Genomic DNA, 21,166 nt, shown 5'->3' on the forward strand with positions numbered 1-21,166 from the left:
TTCCGTGGGGAATTCTCCCCGGGTGTCGTGCCCACGGAAAGAAAACCACCATCTGCCTGTGCATCATACCTACCCCTCAAGTATGGAGGCCCAGTAGCCTGTTGTTCCTGACACGACTGTCGTGCTTGAGAGGCTGAGAGCCAGTGATCGTACTCGGTTACAACGGATTCAGCAGAGGTGCGGAACTTTTCGGGCGTCTCTACGGGGCAACTGGTGTCGGCCGTAATCTCTTGGTGGGTCACGACGCCGCGGCGGCTCTGGTGATCGACGGCGAGTTGGTGGCGGCAGTCGAGGAGGAGCGGCTGAGCCGGGTCAAGAAGACCTCCGATTTCCCGGCCGCCGCAATCACCTGGTGTCTGAACTCCGCCGGCGTCGACATCGACCAGGTGGACGTTTTCGCTTTCTCCTGGCGGTTTTCGCCGACCGTGGCCGAGCAGATGATTTCGGAGATATGCGACTCCGACATGCCGGTCACGGCCAAGTTCGACGCTCTGCGCAGCACGGGCGAGCTCTACACGGACATGCTCGGCCGGGACGCGGTGTACAACGACTTCGTCCAGCGCACCGGGCATGAGCTGGATCCCAACAAGCTCACCTTGGTGCCTCATCATCTGGCCCATCTCATGTGCGGCGCCTACCTGGCCGGCGGGGGCGACGCCGCCTTCCTGGTGAGCGACGGCCGGGCGGAGACCCTGTCCGCCGTCATGGGCGAGCTGCGGAACGGTGTGGTCCGCCTGTTCGACGGGAGCGCGGTCCCCATGACCAGCTCACTCGGCGTGGCGTTCGGGAGGATCACCCGCTACCTGGGGTTCGTACCGAACAACGACGAGTACAAGGTGATGGGCTTGGCCGCGTACGGCCCGCCGCCGCCGGGCTGCGCCGCGAGGAGGTCGCGGTGCTCGCCGGCATCAACGCCGACTACTGCACCCGCGTGGAACAGGGCCGGGAGCGCCGCCCCTCCGCGCAGGTGCTCGACGCGCTCAGCCGTGCGCTGCGCCTCGACGACGCCCGGGGCCATCTGCACCGGCCCGCCGGCACGCTGCCCGACGACCCCGCCGACCGCGTGCCCGACCAGGTCAGCCCCGGTCGCGGCAGCTGATGGACGGCTATCCGCACACGTCTGCCCTCGTGCTCAACCGGACCCTGGACATCCTCGCCACCAATGCGCTGGCCGACGCCCTCTACTCACCGTTCCATCCGGCGGACAACCTGGCCCGTATGACCTTCGCGGACCCCGCGGGCCGCACCTTCTGCCAGGACTGGGACCGGGCGGCCCAGGCCACCGTGGCGAATCTGCGCCAGGCGGCGGGCTGCCAGCGGGACGACCCGCGCCCGCACGGGCTCGTGGACACGCTCACCGAGAACAGCGCGGACTTCGCTCGCCTGTGGGGCAGCCACACCGTGCGCGGCAAGACCCAGGAGGCCAAGCGGCTGCACCCCGACGTCGGCCCTCTCACCCTCAGCTACCAGGCGTTCGACGTGAGAGAGGCCCCGGGCCGGCAACTCGTCATCTGCCACGCGGAGCCCGCCAGCAGCAGTGCGGAAGCCCTGCATCTGCTCGGCTCCATCCACGCGACCCGCACCCGGCCCTCCCCGCGCGGCGCGGACCGTACCTGAACACGAGGCCGGGCACCCGCCGCAAGGGTGAGGGGCCGGTCGATGCCGGCCCCTCACGGTCAGTCAGTCCGCTTGGTCAGTCGCGCGCGAGCAGTTCGAGCGTGTCGATGACGCGGTTCGAGAAGCCCCACTCGTTGTCGTACCAGGCCACCACCTTGATGTGCTTGCCCTCGACACGGGTGAGGGCGGCGTCGAAGATCGACGAAGCCGGGCGGCGTGTGATGTCACTGGAGACGAGCGGCTCGTCGGAGTACTCCAGGATGCCCTTGAGCTTGCCGTCGGCGGCGGCACGGTAGGCCGCGAGCACCTCGTCGCGGCTGACCTCCCGTGAGACCGCGGTGTTCAGCTCCACGATCGAGCCCACCGGGACCGGCACCCGGATCGAGTCGCCCGACAGCTTGCCGTCGAGGTTCGGCAGCACCAGACCGATGGCCTTGGCGGCCCCGGTGGTGGTGGGCACGATGTTCACCCCGGCGGCACGGGCGCGGCGCAGGTCGCGGTGCGGGCCGTCCTGGAGGTTCTGCTCCTGGGTGTAGGCGTGCACCGTGGTCATGAAGCCGTGCTCGATACCGGCCAGGTCGTCCAGTACGGACGCCAGCGGAGCCAGTGCGTTCGTGGTGCACGAGGCGTTCGAGACAATCACATGCTCGGCGGGGTCGTAGGCATCGGTGTTCACGCCATAGGCGAGCGTGACATCGGCGCCCGCGGACGGGGCGCTCACCAGCACACGTTGGGCACCGGCCCGCAGGTGTGCACGGGCGGCATCCGCCGCGGTGAAGCGGCCGGTGGATTCGAGGACGATGCCCACGCCGAGCTCGGCCCACGGCAAGTTGGCGGGCTCGCGCTCGGCGAGCACCTTGATGCGGCGGCCGTCGACCACGAGGTCGGTTCCATCGACCTCGACGGAGCGGCCGAGGGGGCCGAGCGCGCTGTCGTACTTGAGCAGATGCGCGAGGGACTCGGGGGCGGTGAGGTCGTTGACGGCGACCACCTCGAGAGCGCTGTCGCGCTCCAGCAGGGCGCGGAGGGTGTTGCGTCCGATGCGGCCGAATCCATTGACGGCGATGCGGGTCATGGAGGTTCCTTTCGTTCCACCCCCATCGTCGGCATCCGGATCCGGGACCGACAGCGGCCTGAACGCCACCGTACGCAAGGATCCCGCCAGCACTCGGGTGCGGGGACGCCATTCGGGAAACTCAGGCCGAAAAGGTGTGGCGGTACTCCGTCGGGGAGGTGCCGAGAATGCGGTGGAAGTGCAGACGCAGATTCGCGCCGGTGCCGAGGCCGACTCGGTCGGCGATCTGCTCCACGCCCAGATCGGTGCGTTCGAGCAGCTCGCGTGCCAGGTCCACCCGCGCCCTGAGCACCCACTGCATCGGTGTGTAGCCGGTGTCCTCCACGAACCGCCGCGAGAAGGTGCGCGCCGACACCCGTGCGTTGCGCGCGAGCGCTTCGAGGGTCAGCGGTTCGGCGAGGTGTGCCAGGGCCCACTCCCGTGTGCTCGCGAACAGGTCGCCCAGCGGCTCGGGCACACTCCGGGGAACGTACTGCGCCTGGCCACCACTGCGGTACGGCGCCGCCACCAGCCGTCTGGCCACGTGGTTGGAGAGCCCGACGCCCTGGTCGCGCCGCACCAGGTGCAGGCACAGGTCGATGCCGGATGCCGCACCCGCCGAGGTGAGCACATCGCCCTCGTCCACGAACAGCACGTTCTCGTCCACCCGCACGAGCGGATGCCTCTCGGCGAGCGCCTTGGTGTAGTGCCAGTGGGTCGTCGCCCGCTTGCCGTCGAGCAGGCCCGTCGCGGCCAGCGCGAACGCTCCCGTCGAGATGGCCGCGAGCCGGGTTCCGCGCTCGTGGGCGGCCATGAGCGCGCTGACGACCGCTGCCGGCGGTTCCGTGGTCGCAGGCTCCCGATAGCCGGGGATGAAGACGGTGTCGGCGTACTCGAACGCCTCGAGCCCCTCGGCCACGTGATACGAGAGGCCGTCGCCGCCGGTCACCAGTCCGGGCGCGGCGCCGCACACCCGCAGCTCGTACGGCATGCTCGGCCGGTTGGAGAACACCTGCGCGGGGATGCCGACGTCGAGTGGTTTGGCTCCTTCGAGCACGAGCACGGCGACATGGTGGTTCTTCCGGCTCATCGGGCTCCTTCGGCTCTCCCGCGATCGAACGGGCCTCCGCTCACACCCGTGACCTCGATGACGACTACCGCAATCATCCTGCCACTGACCGCCCGGGCGTCTCGCCGTCCAGCACCCAGCTCAGGTCGTGCTCCGTGCGTTCCCGCGACCGGGCGCTGAGCTGATCGCTGATCCACATCTTGGTGGGGCGTGGCACCCTCGGATGGGCGACAAGTGCTTCCAGATCGTGGCGGGTTGCCGCGTACGACCGGCGGATCGCGCAGCTCACCAGCCCCAGCGCGTACCGCTCCGGAAGGACCACGTGGTCGGCGTCGTCCTCCGGACCAGGCTCCTTGAGGTGCTCCCACAGTCTCCGGTACACGGCCGGAGAACCGTGGTCGAAGACGCTGTCCATCGCGCCACGGAGCGCCTTCGCGAGGTGGTTCTCCGCGGCGCGGCCCTGCTGGGAGGCCACGGCGGCGCCGATGACCCGGATCAGCAGCTCGGCGGCGGGTGCCGCGCCGTGTGCGGTGCTGAGCCGGCGTACCAGCTGGCCGAGCCCGCTGATCAGCCCGGCGTCGGTCGGTGGCGCGAAAGCCAGGTCGAGGGCCATGGTGAGGGCCGAGGGGGTGAGCGGGCCGGACTCGCAGGCGGCGTGGAACAGGGCCTTGCGGGCGGCGTTCCGGGTACTGGCCGACGCGTCGTCGAGGCGGGGGACGTCTCCCGCGGCGTCGAACACCAGCTCCGAGAGGAAGGTGTGTGCCGTGGCGTACTGGGCGGGTTCGCGCGCGGCGACGGTTCCCACCAGCCCGAGGAAGGCCGCCCGGGTCTTCTGGTCGGAGAAGGTGCCGTACCGCGGCTGGAGTTGGGCCAGGCCGGGCACGGGGAGAGTGCCGACCGACACGGAGCACTCCCAGAGCGTGAGTGCCTGGCGCTGCCGCTTTCCGCTGTTGCCCTCGGCGATTTCATCCGCGATCAGCCCGGTGAGGGCCGGAGCCGAGGCCCGTAGCGCCCCCAGCACCCGCTCGTGGGCGAGGGGCGGCAGCGGGCCGATGCCCTTCTTGGCCCGGCCGGTGGTGAGGGCCTCCAGGAGCACGGTGTCGGCGTCCATGAGCGACAGGTTCACCAGCAGGCCGATGTGGCGCTCGGTGTGCAGACCGGAGTCCGTGACGGCCCGGTGCAGGGAGCGGCGGACGAGGTTCCGGGCGGCCGCGGGGGCGGTCGTCGCCTTCTCGATCCTGCTCACCGCGGTGGGGTGGCCGCCGAGCGCGGCCGGCAGGAGGAGCGTCGCCAGGCCGTCCTGGGACAGCCACAGGTCGGAGTCGGCGTCCCAGCCGGAGTGTTCCAGGACCTGCCGGACACGGTGCGGGGGAACGTCGCGGTGGGCGAGGATCCGGCGGGCGACCAGCGCTCGTCGCTGCGGGGGCGTGACCGGCTGGTTCTCGGGGCAGGGCAGGGCCTTCAGCATGCCCGCGAGCCGGTGTACGAGGCTCTCCGCGGCGGCGCAGTCGGCGCTGAGCAACTGGGGGAAGACCATCCGGTGCTGCAGTGCGTGGAGCGCTCCTTGCCCGGTCATCTCCAGACAGCGGTCGAGGGTGGCCTCGATGGCCCAGTGGCCGTGCGGCAGCGTGGCCAGGACCGCCGCGGCGGCGATGAGTCCGGCGTTGCCCGCGGTGTCGTGGTCGTCCGCTTCGAGCAGCGCCACGGCATGGTCGAGGCGGTGCGTCCAGCGGTGGGTCCCGGGAGCCGGCCCGCCGTCGGGGCCGTGAGCGCCGTCGGCGGCAAGCCCGTGGTCACCGGGAAGTCCGTGGTCGTGGGTCCATGAGGCGGCCAGCACCCTGGCCAGGGCCGATTGGAAGAGCTCGACGTCGTACGACTTCGGGGCGACGCGCACACGCTTCAGACGCTCCTGGACGGCGGCTGCCCACTCCGGCGAGCCCAGTGTCTCCCAGTGCCGGGCCCACAGGGTCATGACGCCTGATGCCAGCTCCGCCAGCCCCCGGGACAGGGCGAAGTCGAGCATCTCCATGAGGCCCTTCCGGGCGGACGCCACATCGACGTGTGACGTCAGCACGAGCAGCCGAGGCAGGACCTCGATACCCGCGCCGCCCGTACGGCGCCCGGTCAGTTCCCGTACGCAGCCCCAGTCGGCCAGGGCGGCATGGACCGTGACCGCGTTCTGGGCGGCCAGCCGTTCCAGCGCTTCGAGCACGGCCTCCCGCAGGCTGGGCTCCCTCCTCTCCCACAGCCCGCGGAGCTGCGGCAGGAGGGCGTCGACGTCCGTGTCGCGTACGGTCGGGGCCAGGACCGCGTACCGCCGGACGACACCGTGCGGCGCCGTCGCGAGCAGCGGCTCGACGGACACGCCCACGGCCGGGTTCCGCGCCGCGACGGCCACGGCGACGGTGTGCAGGATGACGGCGTCCGTGTGCGCCGCCATCCGCGTCAGCGTGTCCCGTACCGGGCCGCGATACCTCTCGGACCCGGCGGCGAGCATGAGGAGCTGTTCGAGGATCGCCCCGACGAAGAAGTCACGGGGATGGCACCCGACCCACTCGCACAGCGACAGCAGCGCTCGTGCCCCACTGAGGTGCAGCAGGCCACGCGCGGCCGCGTACTCGAACATGGTCTGGTGGAAGAAGTGGATATCGTCCGAGGCTCCCCTGGCCAGGACGCCCCGGTCGGTCAGCAGCTCCAGGGACGACCGGACGCGGGCCGGTTCGTACGGCCACGAGGGGCGTGGGCCGCCGTGCGCCGAGGTGAGTCGCTCGACCAGCTCCTCGCGTGACAGCTCGGTCCGGCCGGCCGACATCAGCACGACGGCGATCGCGCCGGTGAGCGAGGAGAGGTCCTCCGGCGCCGTGGCGCTCTGGTTGCCGTGATGGCGGCGGTCGGTGACGACCCGGTGGTCCCAGTAGCGGCGGTAGAGACCGGTGGCGTCGATCTCGGCGCTGGGGAACGCCCCGTCGTCCCGGGCGAGTTCGAACAGCAGCCGCAACTGGAGCGGGCTTCTGCACACCTCGCGCACCGGCAGTCCGCGGGCCACGGGCTCCATCAGCCTCCGTACCCGTGCCTCGTCGTCCCGGGGGACGGCGTCGGGGCAGTAGAGCGCGGCGTGTCCACGGATGGCGTGAGGGATCTCGCTGTCGTCGTACGGACCCAGCGACATCCGGACGAAGCCGGTGCGCAGCCGGTTCGCCTCCTCCGGCCGGGAGGTCAGCACCAGGCGGACACCGGCGGCGGCGAGGTCCTCGCACAGATCGAGCAGCGTCATCTCGTGGTAGTCGTCGTGCAGCAGCAGATCGGCGGTGTCGAGGAGCACGACCGGTGTACGCCCCCGCGTCCGGGCGTGCGTCGCCCCGGACACCACGGTCGCGGGGGTCAGCATGGGGGTTCCGGGGGTGCCGCTCAGGGGGCGCAGCAGCCAGGCGGCGTTCACCAGGAAGACCTCGGCGTCCTCCAGGGCGGTCAGATCCCGGGCGAGGCCCCACAACAAGCTGCTCTTGCCGTTCCCGGCGTCCCCGGTGACCAGGACCGCCTTCGGATCATCGTCGTAGAGGGCCTCCATCACCCGGTCCTGGACGGCGCGCCGCACGTAGAGTCCGCCGCTGAGCTGCGGCGGGGAGCCGGTGCCGCGGTCCGGGCGGGGGGAGTCCACGAGGTCCAGGTCATCCGACAATCTCCGCGCCCAGCGGAGGAGTCGGCGGTGTGCGGCCGGGCCGGCGTCGTCCGGTGTGGTGCCCGCATCCGGATGCGGCGGCGGGGCCGGAGCCGGAGCGGACGGCTCGTCCGGGAACCGTCCGGGTACCGGGCCCATGGGAGCCCCCGGCCCAGGTGGGGCCGGGTCGCCGCCGGGCGGCAGTTCACGGAGGACGGAGAAGGCGAAGGCGGCGGCGTTGCGCGCCGCGCGGGACTGCCAGCCCTCGGCATCGGCGTCGTACTTCTCCCCGTCGGCCCGGTCGCTGATACCGCGGACGATCAGTGCGGGCAGCGCGGCGTTGAGGTGGGCGGCCTGCGCGACGCCCGCGCCCTCCATCTCGATGGCGGCGGCGTCCTGGTAGTTGCGGCGGAGTTGCCGCCTCAGCGGCGAGTCCGCGGAGTTCAGGACGACCTCCCCGGCGGCCACGGGCTTGAGGTGGACGGCCGGACGGGAGGCGCCGGGCGGGCGTTCCGGCAGCAGCCCGGTCCAGGAACCGGACCTGCGGGCGAAGCGAGCGAGCTGGTCGAGTTCCTGACGCACCGGCCAGACCCTCGGGCGGGAGTGGAATGCGCCGTCCTCGTCCTTGCCACCGTGGTACGCGTACACATGGGTGGCCACGACGACGTCCCCGAGCTCGATATCGCCCTTGAGCGCCCCGGCCACCCCCACGAATGCCACCGCGCGCGGACGGAACATGGCGATGGCCCGCTCGGTCAGCACGGCCGCGCCCTGGTTGCCGTCGCCGAGTTCGGCGAGCGCCACTCGCCACGGCGTACCGTCGAGCCGTCCCACCTCGAACAGGGTGCCGCTCTGGTGGAGTTGCGGCCGCGGATCGACCAGGTGTGCCCGAACCGCCTCGTACTCCACGTCCAGTGCGGTCAGCACGACAAGCGAGTCGCTGTGCTGCCCGGTGCTCTCCACGTTTCCCCCCGGCCGCGGTCGACCCTGGTGCGGCCCGCGGGCGAAATGCTACCGTCCGCCGGACTCCGGGGGCCGCGACCAGCGGGAGAGGTGAACCCCGACGGGAGGACGAGTCGCCGGACGCGCCGGTACCGCCGGGCGGCCGCGGATGCTTGGATGCGCGGTATGAATCTGTCCCGTACGGGCGCTTCTGCCCCGAGGCCGACGGCTGTGCCTCCCTTCGACCCTGAACTGAGTGCCGCGCTGGAGTCCTTGGGCAAGGGGCCCAGAGAGCCGGTCACTCCCGCGAATCTCGCGGCCCGGCAAGAGCGGGACGCCGCGACCCGGCCCAGGCCGACGGCCGAGGATCTCCGGGCCGATGGCCGTTTCGAGGTGGCGGAGCTGACCGTTCCGGGGCTGGGGGACGGCCCCGATGTCACGCTGGTGAGTGTGCGGCCCGCCGGGCGGGAAGGGCCGCTGCCGCTGCTGTACTACATGCACGGCGGCGCGATGATCATGGGCAACGCATGGTCGGTGCTGCCGCGGATCCTTCGCGAGTGGGTCCTTCCCCTGGACCTGGCCGTCATCTCGGTCGAGTACCGGCTGGCACCGCGCACGCGGTACCCCGGACCGCTGGAGGACTGCTACGCGGGACTTCTCTGGGCCACCGGGCACGCGGCCGAACTGGGCATCGACGCGGACCGCGTCATCATCGGCGGGAAGAGCGCCGGCGGCGGCCTCGCCGCGGCGCTCGCCCTGCTGGTCCGTGACCGCGGCGGTCCCGGCATACTCGGGCAGTTGCTGCTGTGCCCGATGCTCGACGACCGCGGGCGCACGTTCTCCAGCCACCAGATGTCGGGCCTCGGAATGTGGGATCTCCTCTCCCATGAGACCGCCTGGAAAGCACTGCTGGGTGACCGCTACGGTGCGGCGGACCTGCCGCCCTACGCGGCCCCTGCCCGCGCCACGGACCTTTCGGATCTTCCCCCGGCGTTCATCGACGTCGGCTCGGCGGAGATGTTCCGCGATGAGGACGTGTCGTACGCGAACGCGCTCTGGCGGGCCGGTGGCCAGGCCGAACTGCATGTATGGCCCGGCGCCTACCACGGTTTCGACGGCTTGGCACCGCGGGCGGCCATCAGCAAAGACGCACGCGACGCCCGTACCCGCTGGCTGAGGCGCCTCCTCGATCACTCCAGGAGCACAGAGCCGCTGGTCGGGGGATCCCCGGCCCCCGGGGCAAAAACAGTGGACATCGCGTCCCCCTGCGGTGAATGGTGACGGTATGGACCAAGAGGAGATCTGGGACGTCGACGCCGCCCAGCGCTACGACACGCCCGGCACAGGCATGTTCGCGCCCGAGATCCTGCAGCCGGCCGTGGACCGGCTGGCTCAGCTCGCGGGCGGCGGAGCGGCGCTCGAATTCGCCATCGGCACCGGCCGGGTGGCCGTCCCGCTCGCCGAACGGGGGGTCTCTGTCACCGGGATCGAGCTGTCGCTTCCGATGATCCGTCAACTGCGTACCAGGGCGGACGAAGCGACGATCCCCGTGATCGTGGGCGACATGGCGACTTCCGTGGCTCCCGGCCAGTACACCCTCGTCTATCTCGTCTACAACACCATCTCCAACCTGCTCACCCAAGCCGAGCAGGTGGAGTGCTTCCGCAACGCCGCCCGCCATCTCGGGCCCGGTGGCAGGTTCGTGATCGAACTCTGGGTGCCCGAGCTGCGCAAGCTCCCGCCGGGCCAGACCGGCGCCGTCTGGCTGACCGAGCCCGGCTATATCGGGCTGGACACCTACGACGTTCTGCGCCAGCACGTCGTCTCGCACCACTTCCGGTTCGACGACAGCAAGCAGGCTCGGCTGACCCGCAGTCCGCACCGGTACATCTGGCCGGCCGAACTCGACCTCATGGCTCAGCTGGCCGGATTCGAGCTGGAGTCCAGGCACGCGGACTGGATCGGCGCCGAATTCACCGCCGAGTCGCGCTCTCATGTCTCCGTCTACCGCATCCCGCCGAACTGAGCGTGCGGAGCGGGTGCGGTCGATCGCTTCGCCGGTACGGGAGTTGCGCCCCGAGTCGGCCCGGAGCAGTTACGCCTTCGTGGGCGTGTTCTTCATGGCCGCCGCGCTCGTGCAAGCGGTCAGGGGGGTGGCCCAGCACCAACCGGCCATGGTCATCGGCATTCTCCGGGCGGCCGGTGTGCTCAGCGGTGCGATGGCAGAGCCGAGCCGTCGCGGGGGCGTTGACCTGGTCCAGCACGGCGATCTGGTCTCCGAACATGTCGGAGGTTCCGTCGGTCTTCACCGGGCCGGGTGAGACGGCGTTGACTCGTACCCCGCTGCCACCGAACTCCGTGGCCCAGTAGCGGGTGAGGATCTCGACGCCGGCCTCGGAGGCCCCGTAGGCGGCACCGATCGGCGCGGGTGTCCTGGCAGCACTGGATCCGATCGTGATGACCGCGCCATGTTCCCGCCCGGCCATGGCCGGGGCGAGCGCGCCGACCAGAAGGAACGGGCTCGGGTATTGACCGCGATATGCCGGTCGAAGCCGGCGGCGTCGGTCTGTGCGGTCGGCGCGAAGGCGTAGCGGCCCGCGTTGTTCACCAAGACGTCCACCTCATCCGCGTCCGAGGTGAGCCGCAATGTGTCCTCGGCGCTGGTCAGGTCTGCCTGGTGCGCGATGAGCTGTACGGCAAGGTCCGCGGCCGTCCCGGGGCCCGGTAGGCACGTGACGGTGGCCCGTCAGCGGGCCGGACGAGTTCGGGCCAGGCATGTGCGAGGGCGTGCGCGGTCACCCGCACACCGTCTCGCCGCTCCCCGCCGTCCGTCCGCCGTACCCACTTTTTTGTGGGTACTTGGCAGCGACGGACGACCGGGCGAATCTTGTTGCGGGCGGTCGGAGGGCCGCCGGATCGGATGAGACGGAGGTGGCGTTGCGTCAGGGGCCCGACTGCGCCTCGGCCAACTTCTCCAGGCGGCGGTGGCCCCAATCGGACAGGGGAGCCAGCGCCTCGGAGAGGTCGCGGCCGAACGCGGTCAGGGAGTACACGGTCTTCAGGGGCAGCACATCGTGTACGTCCCGGTGCACCAGCCCGTCCGTCTCCATCTCACGGAGCGCCTGAGTCAGGACCTTCTCGCTGAGGCCCGGCAGCCGTCGGCGCAGCTCGCCGGGGCGATGCGGTCCGGACTCCAGTGCCCAGAGCAGGGCGGTCTTCCACTTGCCGTCGATCACGACGATCGCGGCGGTCACTCCGCAGACATTCGTGTCCTGAGCACGACTGCGTGTCATCTTCGCTCTATTTCCTTTGAGTTATCAGTTCCGCGTATATCCGTATGGGAGTTGAAGTTTCATGTCTACGCACTCCGAACATTCTGCCGTCACCGTGCTCGGTCTCGGGCCGATGGGCCGCGCCCTGGCCGGTGCGTTCCTGGACGCCGGGCTGCGGACCACGGTCTGGAACCGGACGCCGGGCAGGGATGGGGAGCTGATCGAGCGGGGGGCGGTCAGTGCGCGATCGGTGGAAGAGGCCGTCGCCGCAGGTGAGTTGACCGTGGTCTGCGTGGTGAACTACGACGCGTCGGACGCGATCCTGCGGCGCGACGGGGTCACCGACGCGCTCAGGGGACGCACCGTGGTGAACCTGTCCGCGGACACTCCTGACCGGGCCCGGGACACCTCGGACTGGGCGGCCGGGCACGGCATCCGGTACCTCGACGGTGCGATCATGACGCCGATCAACACCATCGGAGCGCCTTCCGCGGTGTTCATCTACAGCGGCCCGGCGGAGCTCTACGAGGAGCACCGGCCCGTGCTGGACACGCTGGGCGGTACCCACACCCATCTCAGTGAGCAGATCGGCCGGGCGGCGGCCTACGACATCGCGCTGCTCGACATCTTCTGGACGGCGATGGCGGGCTATGCGCACGCCCTGGCGGTGGCGCGGGCGGAGGGAATCAGCGCTCGGGAGTTGGCGCCCTTCGCCCAGGGCATCGGCGCGATCCTCCCGCCGCTCTTCCAGGAGACCGCGGAGGAAGTGGACCGCGGCACCTTCTCCGGTGAAGACAACCCGCTCACCTCGGGGGCGTCGACCATGTCCCATATCGTCCACACCTCCGAGAGCCATGGCATCGACGCGGGCGTGATGCGCGCGGCCGAAGGCATGGCCCGCCGCGCCATCGGGCTGGGCCATGGCACGGACGGGTTCATCCGCGTCGCCGAAATGCTGGGCCGCAGCGGTAAGTGAAGGGGGCTGGTGCAGCCACCGCGGGTGCGAGATCCTCGTCAATTCGAGAGGGACTTCACCCAACGGAGGCTACGAACATGGCGGTCTCCAGGGCCGCGGAGCTGTCCTCACCAGCAGCGGGCAGCTACGAAATCGATCCGGCCCGGGCACCCGGGCGCGTCATCCCGCTCCTTACGGGTCGACCTCGATGGAGTCGATGTCGGTGAACTCCACCAGCAGGCCCTGGGCGCGGCGGCCGCGGTCCTTGAAAGTAGATCTCCTGCAGGCCCTCGGCCGCGATGTCGAGCAGTCGCTGTTCGGGGGCGCCCTGTTCCTGGGCGTCGAAGAGACGGGCGGCGCACTGCGGCGGGCGCCTGGGTGAGGTGGCGCAGCCGCTCCTCGTCGGTCAGCCGGGCCGGAGGGCCGAAGGGCACCGCGGCCGCGTCCGTGAGCACCAGAACGGGGGTCGGCGTCCCTGACGTTGCGGTTCAGCCGCGGTGCGCCCAGCCGCGCCTCGGCCAGAGTCCACTCCACCAGGGACGGGAGGAACTTGGCCGGGATGTCCAGGATCAGGCCGCCGGCGCAGTACGCCCAGACCTGGCCGTCCACGACATCCACGACCGCCAGCGGGCCGTGGGCGAAGCGCGGGTCCACGGCATGGTGGGCGTCGGGGTGGCGGCGGTGGTCCCGGCCGCCCCCGCCACCCGTGCCATCGCGTCCGGGCGCCGCGATGCGGATGGTCGGTGCGGACGGGCCCGCCGAGCCGGGGCCGTGGCGAGTCGCTGGGTCGTGTCCTGTGCGGCGGTCGCCCCGGGCCGCTGCGGACTCCGCTCGGGGGAATGGCCCTGGCCCGGGGCGGAGTCCGCGTCGGGGTGGGCTGGGCAGGCGGTGACGGCTCAGGAGCGGTGGGTGCCGAGCCCGCCGCTGGGGCGGGGAAGCGGGCGGCCAGTCCCTTCAGAAGCAGGGCGTACGCGGCACGCTTCGGCTGCCGTGGCTCGGTCTTGCCGGATTCCCAGTCGCCCACCGCTGCCCATCGGATGTCACAGCGCCTTGGCGATCCCGGCCTGGCTCAGCCCCGCGGCCTCGCGCAGCCTCTTGCGCTCCGCGGGTGCCGGCAGTTCGTCCTGGGCGACCTGCTCCAGCAGCGCGTCGACAGCGCTGAACAACTCGTCCTCAGCGGGCACAGGGCTCACCTCCGGGCAAACCCTCTCCCCATCGCTCTCCGCAACGCACACGTCATCGCACGCTCAATCACTCCTGTCGCGAACGCGGTGGGAGTGCGGAGGCTGGGGCCCTTCCGGGCCGGGGAGTTCCAGGCCAGAGGTTTCGGCCCGAAGAGATGGCGGGTCGACCGAAAGGCACGGCCGACCCTGCGATCGAGGCGAAGACGAGCTGATTAATCGTCAACGCACTTGGGGTACTTCGAACCCCGGTTGCAGTCGTGATAGTCGTACTTGCTGACGCGGAACTTCTTCTCGTCGCCGCCCTTGGCCGGATCCACGACCAAGTAGAACTTCTTTCCGTCCTTGACCTTGTCGGAGACCGTCCCATCAGGGCCCCGGTCGAAATCCTGCGCGCAGCCGGCGAGCGAGGCAAAAGCGGTCATTACCAAAAGGGCGGCGGCAAGGCGACGCATAGGGGTGCTCCGATCAACTTGGGGACCGGCACAGTCTAAGAGAGACGCACCATCGCCAGAACCGCCGGGGACACCCTCACCCAGCAACGACAGCCCGTCCAGCAAAAGCACCGAAGAAGCACCCGAAAACACCCTCATCCCCTCCACCAAAACACCACACCACATGCCCGATCTACTCGCGTCAGCAACAGGAGGGGCTGCGGGGAGGTGAACGGACAGCACGCCCGGAACGCCGCTTCAGTGGACACATGTTCCACAGAGTTCGCTATCCCTTCCACTGGTCGCCCGGCGACCGTCAGCCCCTTTTCGGCTGACGTTCCTCGCGCGAGCAGTCCACTCCCGCCCCCGGATTGGCACGGCGCGTAGCCCGTGCCGCCGTTACGCGTGGGTGACAGTGCGGACAGACCCGTAACGGTGCGGGGGGACAACTCACCGGCCGGATGGCGGGTCGTAGTGACCGGGAAATCAACCCGCGGCACTTTACCGACAGCACGGAACACCCTACGAACGGGGAACCAGTGACTCACCCCAAGCGCGCCCTGGCCATCGCGGCAGTGACCGGCGCCGGCGCTGCCGCCCTCATGGCGGCCGCGCCCGGGGCCTCCGCGACCGCCTCCCGCGTTGCGTACAACGGCGCCTGCGGCTCCGGCTATACGGTCGTCAACTCCACCGAGGTCGGGGACAAGGGCACGGCGTATCTCACCTACAGCTCCGCCACGGGCAAGAACTGCCTGGTCGCGATCCGGAACGTGGCCGGCGAGCCGGTGCCGATGACCATCTACCTCTCACGGAGCGACACGGAGATCCACGACATCTACGACAGCGGCGACTACCGCTCCTACGCGGGACCGATCTACGTGAGCGCACGAGGCACCTGCGTGGACTGGTGGGGCTGGATCGACGGTGTGCGTTTCGAGAAGGCCGAGACCAACTGCGGCTGACACGCTGCGGTTGACACCCGACCAACCGGCCCGGTGCCCCGCACGCGACGGCGTGCGGGGCACCGCTCTGCGACCGGGCGGTATGGGCTATGCGGTCACCTTGGCGAGGAACGCGGCCACATTCGCCACGGTCCGCTGGATCTTCTCCTCCAGGGTGAGCGACTCCTGAGGCCGTGAGCCCGCGCCCGCGTCCTTCTTGCCCCGCACATAGAGCGAGCAGGCGAGGTCGCTGCATATGTAGTCGCCGACCGAGTTGCCCTGCTGCCTGGCCTTCCCCGCCTTCGGCGCGACCATCAGGGAGACGCCGCCCGTGTGGGCCGTCAGGCACATCGAGCACATGCTGCGCCGTACCTGCCAGGAGGCAGGGCCGGGGCAGCGCAGCGCGACGGCGATCGGGCGGGCGTCCAGTTCGGTGACCAGGTAGGCACGGTCGGGTGCCTGAGGATCTCGCCAGCCGAGGAAGTCCAGGTCATCCCAGGGCCGGTCGGCCAGGTCGCGCGGGACGGACAGGCGCTTCGCCTCGCCCTTGCTGCAGTTCACGAACGCGGCACGGATCTCTTGCTCAGTCAGCGGCTTCATAGAACGCAGGCTAATTTGCCTAAAGGTGTTAGGCAAATGCATAATCAGTTCTGCCGAAGGAGAGGAAGGGCATGGGACGGGTAGGACTGACCACGGAACGGCTGACCCAGGCGGGAGCGGAGCTGGCCGACGAGCTCGGCTTCGACCAGGTGACCGTCTCTGCGCTGGCCAGACGGTTCGACGTCAAGGTCGCGAGTCTCTACTCGCACCTGAAGAACGGCCACGACCTCAAGACCAGGATCGCCCTGCTCGCCCTGGAGGAGCTTGCCGACCGGGCCGCCGAGGCCCTGGCCGGGCGGGCCGGAAAGGACGCCCTGACCGCCTTCGCCAACGTCTACCGCGACTACGCCCGCGAGCATCCCGGCCGCTACGCCGCGGCCCAGCTCAGGCTCGACCCGGAAGCGGCGGCCGCCAGCGCCGGCGTCCGGCACTCACAGATGACGCGGGCGATCCTGCGCGGCTACGACCTGACCGAGCCGGACCAGACGCACGCGGTCCGGCTGCTGGGCAGCGTCTTCCACGGCTACGTCAGCCTCGAGTTGGCAGGCGGGTTCAGCCACAGCGCCCCCGACAGCGAGGAAAGCTGGTCGCGGACCCTGGACGCCCTCGACGCCCTGCTGCGGAACTGGCCCGCGCCCTGACACGGTGCCACGGCAGCACTCAGGAGCGCGGCAGCGTGCCGGAGGCGGTCAGCCTCGCGGCGCATCGGCACAGCCGATCCATCCGTCCGCCGCCCGTCCGCCCCCACATCCATCCACACATCCGTGATCAACAGGCTGGGACCATGCACACCACCGAACACGACTGGATCACCACGCCCATCACCGCGGACATCCTGCGGGGCGCCCTCGACCTGGAGCACACCGCACACGGGGTGCTGCCGCACCGGCTGCCCGGCTGGGCCCGCGCCCAGTACGCCGACGGACAACTCGCCATGGCGGAGGCCCAGCCCTCCGGCGTACGGCTGGTCTTCCGGACCCGGGCCACCGCCGTCGAACTGGACACGCTGCCCACCAAGCGGGTCTACGCGGGCGCCCCGCCCCGCCCGGACGGCGTGTACGACCTGCTCGTCGACGGTCGCCTGGCCGGGCAGTCCACGGTGACCGGCGGCAACACGCTGGCCATCGACCTGGCCACCGGGACGGCCGAGAGCCGCCCGGGCCCGGTCGGCACCCTCCGCTTCACCGACCTGCCCGGCGGCGTCAAGACCGTCGAGCTCTGGCTGCCGCACAACGAGACCACCGAACTCGTCGCCCTGCGCACGGACGCCCCCATCGAGCCCGTACCGGACCAGGGCCGCAAGGTGTGGCTGCACCACGGCAGTTCGATCAGCCACGGTTCCGACGCCACGAGCCCCACCGCCATCTGGCCCGCGCTCGCCGCCTCCCTCGGCGGTGTGGAACTGGTCAACCTGGGCCTGGGCGGCAGCGCGCTGCTCGACCCGTTCACCGCCCGCACGATGCGGGACACCCCCGCCGACCTGATCAGCATCAAGATCGGCATCAACCTGGTCAACGCCGACCTGATGCGGCTGCGCGCCTTCACCCCGGCGGTGCACGGCTTCCTCGACACGATCCGCGAGGGGCATCCCACCACGCCACTGCTGGTCGTCTCCGCCATCCTGTGCCCCATCCACGAGGACACGCCCGGCCCCGCGGCCTTCGACGTGAGCGCGCTCAGCGCCGGAAAGCTGCGGTTCCGGGCCACCGGCGACCCCGCCGAGCGCGCCGCGGGGAAGCTGACACTGCGCGTCATCCGGGAGGAGCTGTCCCGGATCGTGAAGCAGCGGGCGGCCGACGACCCCCACCTCCACTACCTCGATGGCCTCGACCTCTACGGCGAGGCCGACGCCGACGAGCTGCCGCTGCCCGACGAGCTCCACCCGGACGCCGCCACCCACCGCCGTATCGGGGAACGCTTCGCCGCGCTGGCCTTCGCCGACGGTGGTCCGTTCGCGGACCACAGCGCCTGACGCCGGGCTCCGGCCGGCGTGACGCAGGGCTCCGTCAGGTACGACGCCGGGCTCCGGTCCGTAACGCCGGGCTCCGGCCGGTACAACCGGCGGGTCCGGCCGCTCTGGACGGCCGCCCCGCCCCCTGCGCCACCGGAGCGCCAGGCCCTACCCTGGTGGCCGTGCACATCTGCTTCGTCTGCAGCGGGAACATCTGCCGGTCGCCGTCCGCCGCGCTGGTCTTCGCCGAGCATCTGCGCCGGGCCGGACTCGACGGCGCGGTACGGGTCAGCAGCGCCGGTATCGGCCCCTGGCACGCCGGTGAGCCCATCGATGAACGGGCCGGCGCACTGCTGGCACGGCACGGCTATCCGGTCGGGCATGTCGCGGCCCAGATCGGCGCCGAGCACAGGGACGCCGAGCTGTTCCTGGCGATGGACCGCGGTCACGAGAAGGCGTTGCGCCGGCTGGTCGACGATCCGTCCCGGGTCAGGATGCTGCGGTCCTTCGATCCGGACGCGACCGGTGACCTGGATGTGCCCGACCCGTACTACGGCGGCCCGGAAGGGTTCGACGAGGTGCTGGCCATGATCGAAGCCGCGATGCCCGGCCTGCTGGCCTGGGTGCGCGAGCGCCTCGGCTCATGAGTGCCCGTCCAGCGGCCGAGGCGGGCGAGGACCCCGGTGCCGCGGCGGCCCGCCTCACCGGCCGCCCGGTGACCGGTCGGCGGCCGCTGTCCGCAACGCTCACCGTAGTCACCCTCGACGGCGGGCAGACGGTGATGGTCAAACGGGGCGACGGTCCCGGCGCGGCACCGGCCGAAGCGGCGGGGCTGCGCTGGCTGGCCGACGCGGGCACGGTCCGCGTCCCGGTGGTGCACGGCCACGACCGGGACTGGCTGGTCACCGACCAGGTGCCGGTCGGCAGGCCGGGGACCAGGGCAGCGGCCCGGTTCGGCCGCGACCTGGCCGCCTTGCACGCCGTCGGCGCGCCCGCCTTCGGCGCCCCGCCGCCCGACGGCCCCACGGACGCGTACATCGGGCCGGCCCCGATGCGCAACGTCCCGGGCTCCGACTGGCCGCACTGGTACGCCGAACACCGGGTGCTGCCCTATCTGCGCCGCGCCGTCGACGACGGCACGGTGCGCCACGGCGAGGCCGAGGTGATCGAGCGCGCATGCGAGCGGCTGCCCGAGCTGGCCGGACCCGCCGAGCCACCCGCCCGGCTGCACGGCGACCTGTGGAACGGCAATGTCCTGTGGGGTGCCGACGGACAGGCGTGGCTGATCGATCCGGCCGCGCACGGTGGCCACCGGGAAACCGATCTGGCGATGCTCCACCTGTTCGGCTGCCCGCATCTCGACCAGGTGATGGACGGCTACCAGGATGTGGCACCGCTCGCCGAGGGCTGGGCCGACCGCATCGGGCTGCACCAGCTCTTCCCCCTGCTGGTACACACCGTGCTGTTCGGCCGCGGCTACGCCGGGCGGGCACTCACGGTGTCCCGGGCAGCCCTGGCTCGCTGACCTGCCGCAATTCCTCGTGCAGCCCTTCCAGAGCGGTGTGGTCGTCGTCCGTGCCGGTGTGCGGGGCGGCGAACCAACGCGCGTACTCGGCGATTTCGGAAAGGCGCCAGTCGAGCGCGAACAGCTCGACCATCGCCGGGTCGGGGCGCAGCCGGTCACCCGCTCCGGCCGCGAGCAGATCGGCGTAGTCCCGCTCGCGTGGCGCGAGGGCCAGCGACTCCCAGTCCACGAGCTTCAGCCCGCACGCGCCCATCACCTGGTTGTCGTTGTGCGGCTCGCCGTGGGTTGTCACCCATTGGTCCCGGCGGGAGTGGGCGAGGTCCGCGAGGTGGAGGTAGCGGTCCGTCCAGCGGATGATCGCGGCATCGTGTGCGGCGATCGCGGCCCGCGCCTCCTCCGCCAGCGGGCCGGATGTCCAGGGCCGGGCGGTCCGGGCCCGCAGCTCGCCCGCGAACCCGGGGCCGACCTGGGGAGTCCAGTGCCGCAGACCGGGTGGCGGTGTGGCGCGGTGCAGCGCGGCCAGCGCGGCCTCGACCTCGCGGACGTGCGGGGATCGGCTCGCCTCCTCCTCGGTGGGGCTCCGTCCGTCCAGCCAGGGCGTCACGCTGAGCGCGCCCGCCTCGACGCCGACGGTGAACCGGCCGGACGACCGGGCGGGCAACGGCGCGCACACCACGTCCACACCGGCTGCGGCCAGCGCCGCCGCCCCCGCATAGGCGGCCTCCAGCGTCGCCTCGGTATGCCGCGGCTCCAGCTGGTCCAACGTCACGAACAGGGTCCTGCCGCCACCGGTCACCCGCCAGTGGTGTGCGCCGAAACCCCAGGGCAGATACGCCACCTCGGCGGCTTCCGGCAGCCAATGGGCGGCGATGGCATGCGCGATCGCTTCGTCACTGATGAAGGATGGACGGGAGAGCACAGTGTCCGATCCTAGAGAGCGGGTGGGCCACCGTCACCGGAATATCCGGCGGCCCGTGCCGCCACCCCGTGAGCGGAAACCGATCCGCCTGGTGGCCCGTCTTGGGGGGCGGGATCACGCGGATGGGAAGCCATGGTGGAGCGGGTGGACAGCGGTACGACGGCGCCGGCGCGGGGCGGGGGCGGTCCGGCGGGCCGGGCGCCGGGGGCGCGGTGGGCCCGGTGGGGTGACGCGACGGGGGACGCGCGGGGCCGGTCGCCCTGGACGCGGGGCCGGTCGCCCTGGACGCGGGGCGGGTGCTCGCCGCGCCGGCGGTGCTGACGGCCGAGCTGCCGGCGTTCCACCGGGACGGATGTCAGAACATCCGGAAAGTACGGGTTGGACAGGTCGGGCACGAGCACGCCGATGGCGCCGGCCTCGCCGCGCACCGGGCCCTGGGCAGCGGCATTGGGGCGATAGCCCAGTTGGCGACCGCACTGTGCACCCGGCGCGCCCGTTCGGGGTTCGGCCCCGGGCCGTGCCGTTGAGAACACGGGACACGGTGGAGGTGGGCACCCCTGCCGCCGTGCCGACATCGGTGATCGGCACGCGCCGCCGGCGCGCCCCCTCTTCGCCGCGCGCCGGTGTCGCACAGGCGGTGCGCCGTACCCTCGACGCGGAGCTGCGCGACGGTGTGCGCGCTCCGAGCGCGTTCGCCGAGTCGCCGGGTGAGCAGGCGGCACAAGCTCTGCCGCGTCACCGCCAGTCCGTCATCGAGGAGTTGACGCTACGCATCGTGGCGGCGCCCAGCCGGGAGGTCCTTCTGATGGCGGACGGCGACCCGCAGGCGATGGGCCCCGACAGCGGTCTCGACCTGGGCCACTTCGACGACCGGGCCACCGCCTTCGTCCTCACATGCTGGGATGACGAAGCCCGGGCGGTGGCCCGAATCGAGGAGGCGGTGCGCAGCAGCGCACCGCCGGTCATCGCCAATGTGTCCGTGCTGGAGGAGCACCCCGCCCAGCTCGCCTAACGGGTGGCGCGGCTGCGAGCCGCCGGTGCTCAGCGG

Annotated in this window: 18 protein-coding genes and 4 pseudogenes; 11 read left to right on the top strand and 11 right to left on the bottom strand. The window is 71.3% G+C overall.

All coding sequences use genetic code 11. The features are described 5' to 3' along the window. Nucleotides 1-278: 278 nt before the first annotated feature. Together AS97_RS01955 and AS97_RS01960 are read left to right on the top strand one after the other, a co-directional pair. Nucleotides 279-806 (top strand): annotated as a pseudogene (locus tag AS97_RS01955) (carbamoyltransferase); the annotation flags it as partial. Nucleotides 807-874: 68 nt separating this feature from the next. Then, nucleotides 875-1,617: pseudogene (locus tag AS97_RS01960) on the top strand (helix-turn-helix domain-containing protein). A 76-nt stretch (nucleotides 1,618-1,693) separates the two neighbouring features. Here AS97_RS01960 and gap read toward each other — a convergent pair. The 3 genes from gap to AS97_RS48420 all read right to left on the bottom strand — a co-directional run bounded on the left by gap (nucleotide 1,694) and on the right by AS97_RS48420 (nucleotide 8,361). Next, nucleotides 1,694-2,692 (bottom strand): type I glyceraldehyde-3-phosphate dehydrogenase, encoded by a 999-nt coding sequence (gene gap / locus AS97_RS01965; RefSeq protein WP_059149437.1) that lies wholly within the window; start codon nucleotides 2,690-2,692, stop codon nucleotides 1,694-1,696. A 121-nt stretch (nucleotides 2,693-2,813) separates the two neighbouring features. Continuing rightward, entirely contained in the window at nucleotides 2,814-3,761 is a 948-nt protein-coding gene (locus tag AS97_RS01970) for a DJ-1/PfpI family protein (protein ID WP_059149438.1), read from the bottom strand. Between the two features lie 73 nt (nucleotides 3,762-3,834). Then, nucleotides 3,835-8,361 (bottom strand): 5'-methylthioadenosine/S-adenosylhomocysteine nucleosidase, encoded by a 4,527-nt coding sequence (locus AS97_RS48420; protein ID WP_282615669.1) that lies wholly within the window; start codon nucleotides 8,359-8,361, stop codon nucleotides 3,835-3,837. 210 nt (nucleotides 8,362-8,571) lie between these two features. Here AS97_RS48420 and AS97_RS01980 point away from each other — a divergent pair, with 210 nt between their 5' ends. Further along, nucleotides 8,572-9,621, top strand: coding sequence for an alpha/beta hydrolase (locus AS97_RS01980; protein ID WP_210564227.1), 1,050 nt, complete (start codon nucleotides 8,572-8,574; stop codon nucleotides 9,619-9,621). 4 nt (nucleotides 9,622-9,625) lie between these two features. Further along, a complete protein-coding gene (locus tag AS97_RS01985; RefSeq protein WP_210564228.1) occupies nucleotides 9,626-10,366 on the top strand; it encodes a class I SAM-dependent methyltransferase in 741 nt (246 codons plus the stop codon). Here the strand turns inward: AS97_RS01985 and AS97_RS46740 are convergent. From AS97_RS46740 to AS97_RS02000, 3 genes and pseudogenes are all read right to left on the bottom strand, one after another. Next, the gene (locus AS97_RS46740) at nucleotides 10,314-10,826 is read right to left on the bottom strand and encodes an SDR family oxidoreductase (protein WP_247204200.1); all 513 of its coding nucleotides are present in this window, start codon (nucleotides 10,824-10,826) and stop codon (nucleotides 10,314-10,316) included. The two genes, AS97_RS01985 and AS97_RS46740, sit on opposite strands and share 53 nt — an antisense overlap. A 92-nt stretch (nucleotides 10,827-10,918) precedes the next feature. Beyond that, nucleotides 10,919-10,987 (bottom strand): annotated as a pseudogene (locus tag AS97_RS46745) (hypothetical protein); the annotation flags it as partial. A gap of 295 nt (nucleotides 10,988-11,282) precedes the next feature. Then, nucleotides 11,283-11,633, bottom strand: coding sequence for a helix-turn-helix domain-containing protein (locus AS97_RS02000; protein ID WP_059149443.1), 351 nt, complete (start codon nucleotides 11,631-11,633; stop codon nucleotides 11,283-11,285). Between the two features lie 61 nt (nucleotides 11,634-11,694). On the opposite strand from AS97_RS02000, the gene AS97_RS02005 reads away from it, so the two are divergent. Then, nucleotides 11,695-12,588 carry an NAD(P)-binding domain-containing protein gene (locus tag AS97_RS02005; protein ID WP_086707810.1) on the top strand — a complete coding sequence of 298 codons (894 nt, stop codon included), beginning with the start codon at nucleotides 11,695-11,697 and terminating at the stop codon, nucleotides 12,586-12,588. Nucleotides 12,589-12,759: 171 nt separating this feature from the next. Here AS97_RS02005 and AS97_RS02010 read toward each other — a convergent pair. The 3 genes and pseudogenes from AS97_RS02010 to AS97_RS02020 all read right to left on the bottom strand — a co-directional run. Next, nucleotides 12,760-12,974, bottom strand: a pseudogene (locus AS97_RS02010) (XRE family transcriptional regulator); the annotation flags it as partial. Between the two features lie 633 nt (nucleotides 12,975-13,607). Then, a complete protein-coding gene (locus AS97_RS48425) occupies nucleotides 13,608-13,751 on the bottom strand; it encodes a hypothetical protein (RefSeq protein WP_282615670.1) in 144 nt (47 codons plus the stop codon). A 212-nt stretch (nucleotides 13,752-13,963) separates the two neighbouring features. Then, a complete protein-coding gene (locus tag AS97_RS02020; RefSeq protein ID WP_228052485.1) occupies nucleotides 13,964-14,173 on the bottom strand; it encodes a hypothetical protein in 210 nt (69 codons plus the stop codon). Nucleotides 14,174-14,721: 548 nt separating this feature from the next. Here AS97_RS02020 and AS97_RS02025 point away from each other — a divergent pair. After that, a complete protein-coding gene (locus tag AS97_RS02025) occupies nucleotides 14,722-15,144 on the top strand; it encodes a spore-associated protein A (RefSeq protein ID WP_210564229.1) in 423 nt (140 codons plus the stop codon). An 87-nt stretch (nucleotides 15,145-15,231) separates the two neighbouring features. On the opposite strand, the gene AS97_RS02030 is transcribed toward AS97_RS02025, so the two are convergent. Continuing rightward, nucleotides 15,232-15,723, bottom strand: a complete 492-nt coding sequence (locus AS97_RS02030) for an FBP domain-containing protein (protein WP_086707807.1) — start codon at nucleotides 15,721-15,723, stop codon at nucleotides 15,232-15,234. Nucleotides 15,724-15,794: 71 nt separating this feature from the next. Here AS97_RS02030 and AS97_RS02035 point away from each other — a divergent pair, with 71 nt between their 5' ends. The 4 genes from AS97_RS02035 to AS97_RS02050 all read left to right on the top strand — a co-directional run bounded on the left by AS97_RS02035 (nucleotide 15,795) and on the right by AS97_RS02050 (nucleotide 19,199). Continuing rightward, the gene (locus AS97_RS02035) at nucleotides 15,795-16,364 is read left to right on the top strand and encodes a TetR-like C-terminal domain-containing protein (protein WP_059146371.1); all 570 of its coding nucleotides are present in this window, start codon (nucleotides 15,795-15,797) and stop codon (nucleotides 16,362-16,364) included. 143 nt (nucleotides 16,365-16,507) lie between these two features. Next, nucleotides 16,508-17,695: a GDSL-type esterase/lipase family protein gene (locus tag AS97_RS02040; RefSeq protein ID WP_210564230.1), complete on the top strand. Its 1,188-nt coding sequence runs from the start codon at nucleotides 16,508-16,510 to the stop codon at nucleotides 17,693-17,695. 161 nt (nucleotides 17,696-17,856) lie between these two features. Next, the gene (locus AS97_RS02045; protein ID WP_059146429.1) at nucleotides 17,857-18,321 is read left to right on the top strand and encodes a low molecular weight protein-tyrosine-phosphatase; all 465 of its coding nucleotides are present in this window, start codon (nucleotides 17,857-17,859) and stop codon (nucleotides 18,319-18,321) included. After that, entirely contained in the window at nucleotides 18,318-19,199 is an 882-nt protein-coding gene (locus AS97_RS02050) for a fructosamine kinase family protein (RefSeq protein WP_210564231.1), read from the top strand. Before AS97_RS02045 ends, AS97_RS02050 begins: the two co-directional genes overlap by 4 nt. Here the strand turns inward: AS97_RS02050 and AS97_RS02055 are convergent. Next, nucleotides 19,168-20,118 carry an aminoglycoside phosphotransferase gene (locus AS97_RS02055; protein WP_210564232.1) on the bottom strand — a complete coding sequence of 317 codons (951 nt, stop codon included), beginning with the start codon at nucleotides 20,116-20,118 and terminating at the stop codon, nucleotides 19,168-19,170. The two genes, AS97_RS02050 and AS97_RS02055, sit on opposite strands and share 32 nt — an antisense overlap. Before the next feature lie 517 nt (nucleotides 20,119-20,635). Between AS97_RS02055 and AS97_RS02065 the strand changes: the two genes are divergently transcribed. Continuing rightward, complete coding sequence (locus tag AS97_RS02065; protein WP_210567455.1) at nucleotides 20,636-21,130, top strand: hypothetical protein; 495 nt, start codon at nucleotides 20,636-20,638, stop codon at nucleotides 21,128-21,130. Nucleotides 21,131-21,166 lie beyond the last annotated feature (36 nt).

The sequence above is a fragment of the Streptomyces sp. AgN23 genome (genome assembly GCF_001598115.1).
In the GTDB taxonomy this organism is placed as follows: Bacteria; Actinomycetota; Actinomycetes; order Streptomycetales; family Streptomycetaceae; genus Streptomyces; species Streptomyces antimycoticus.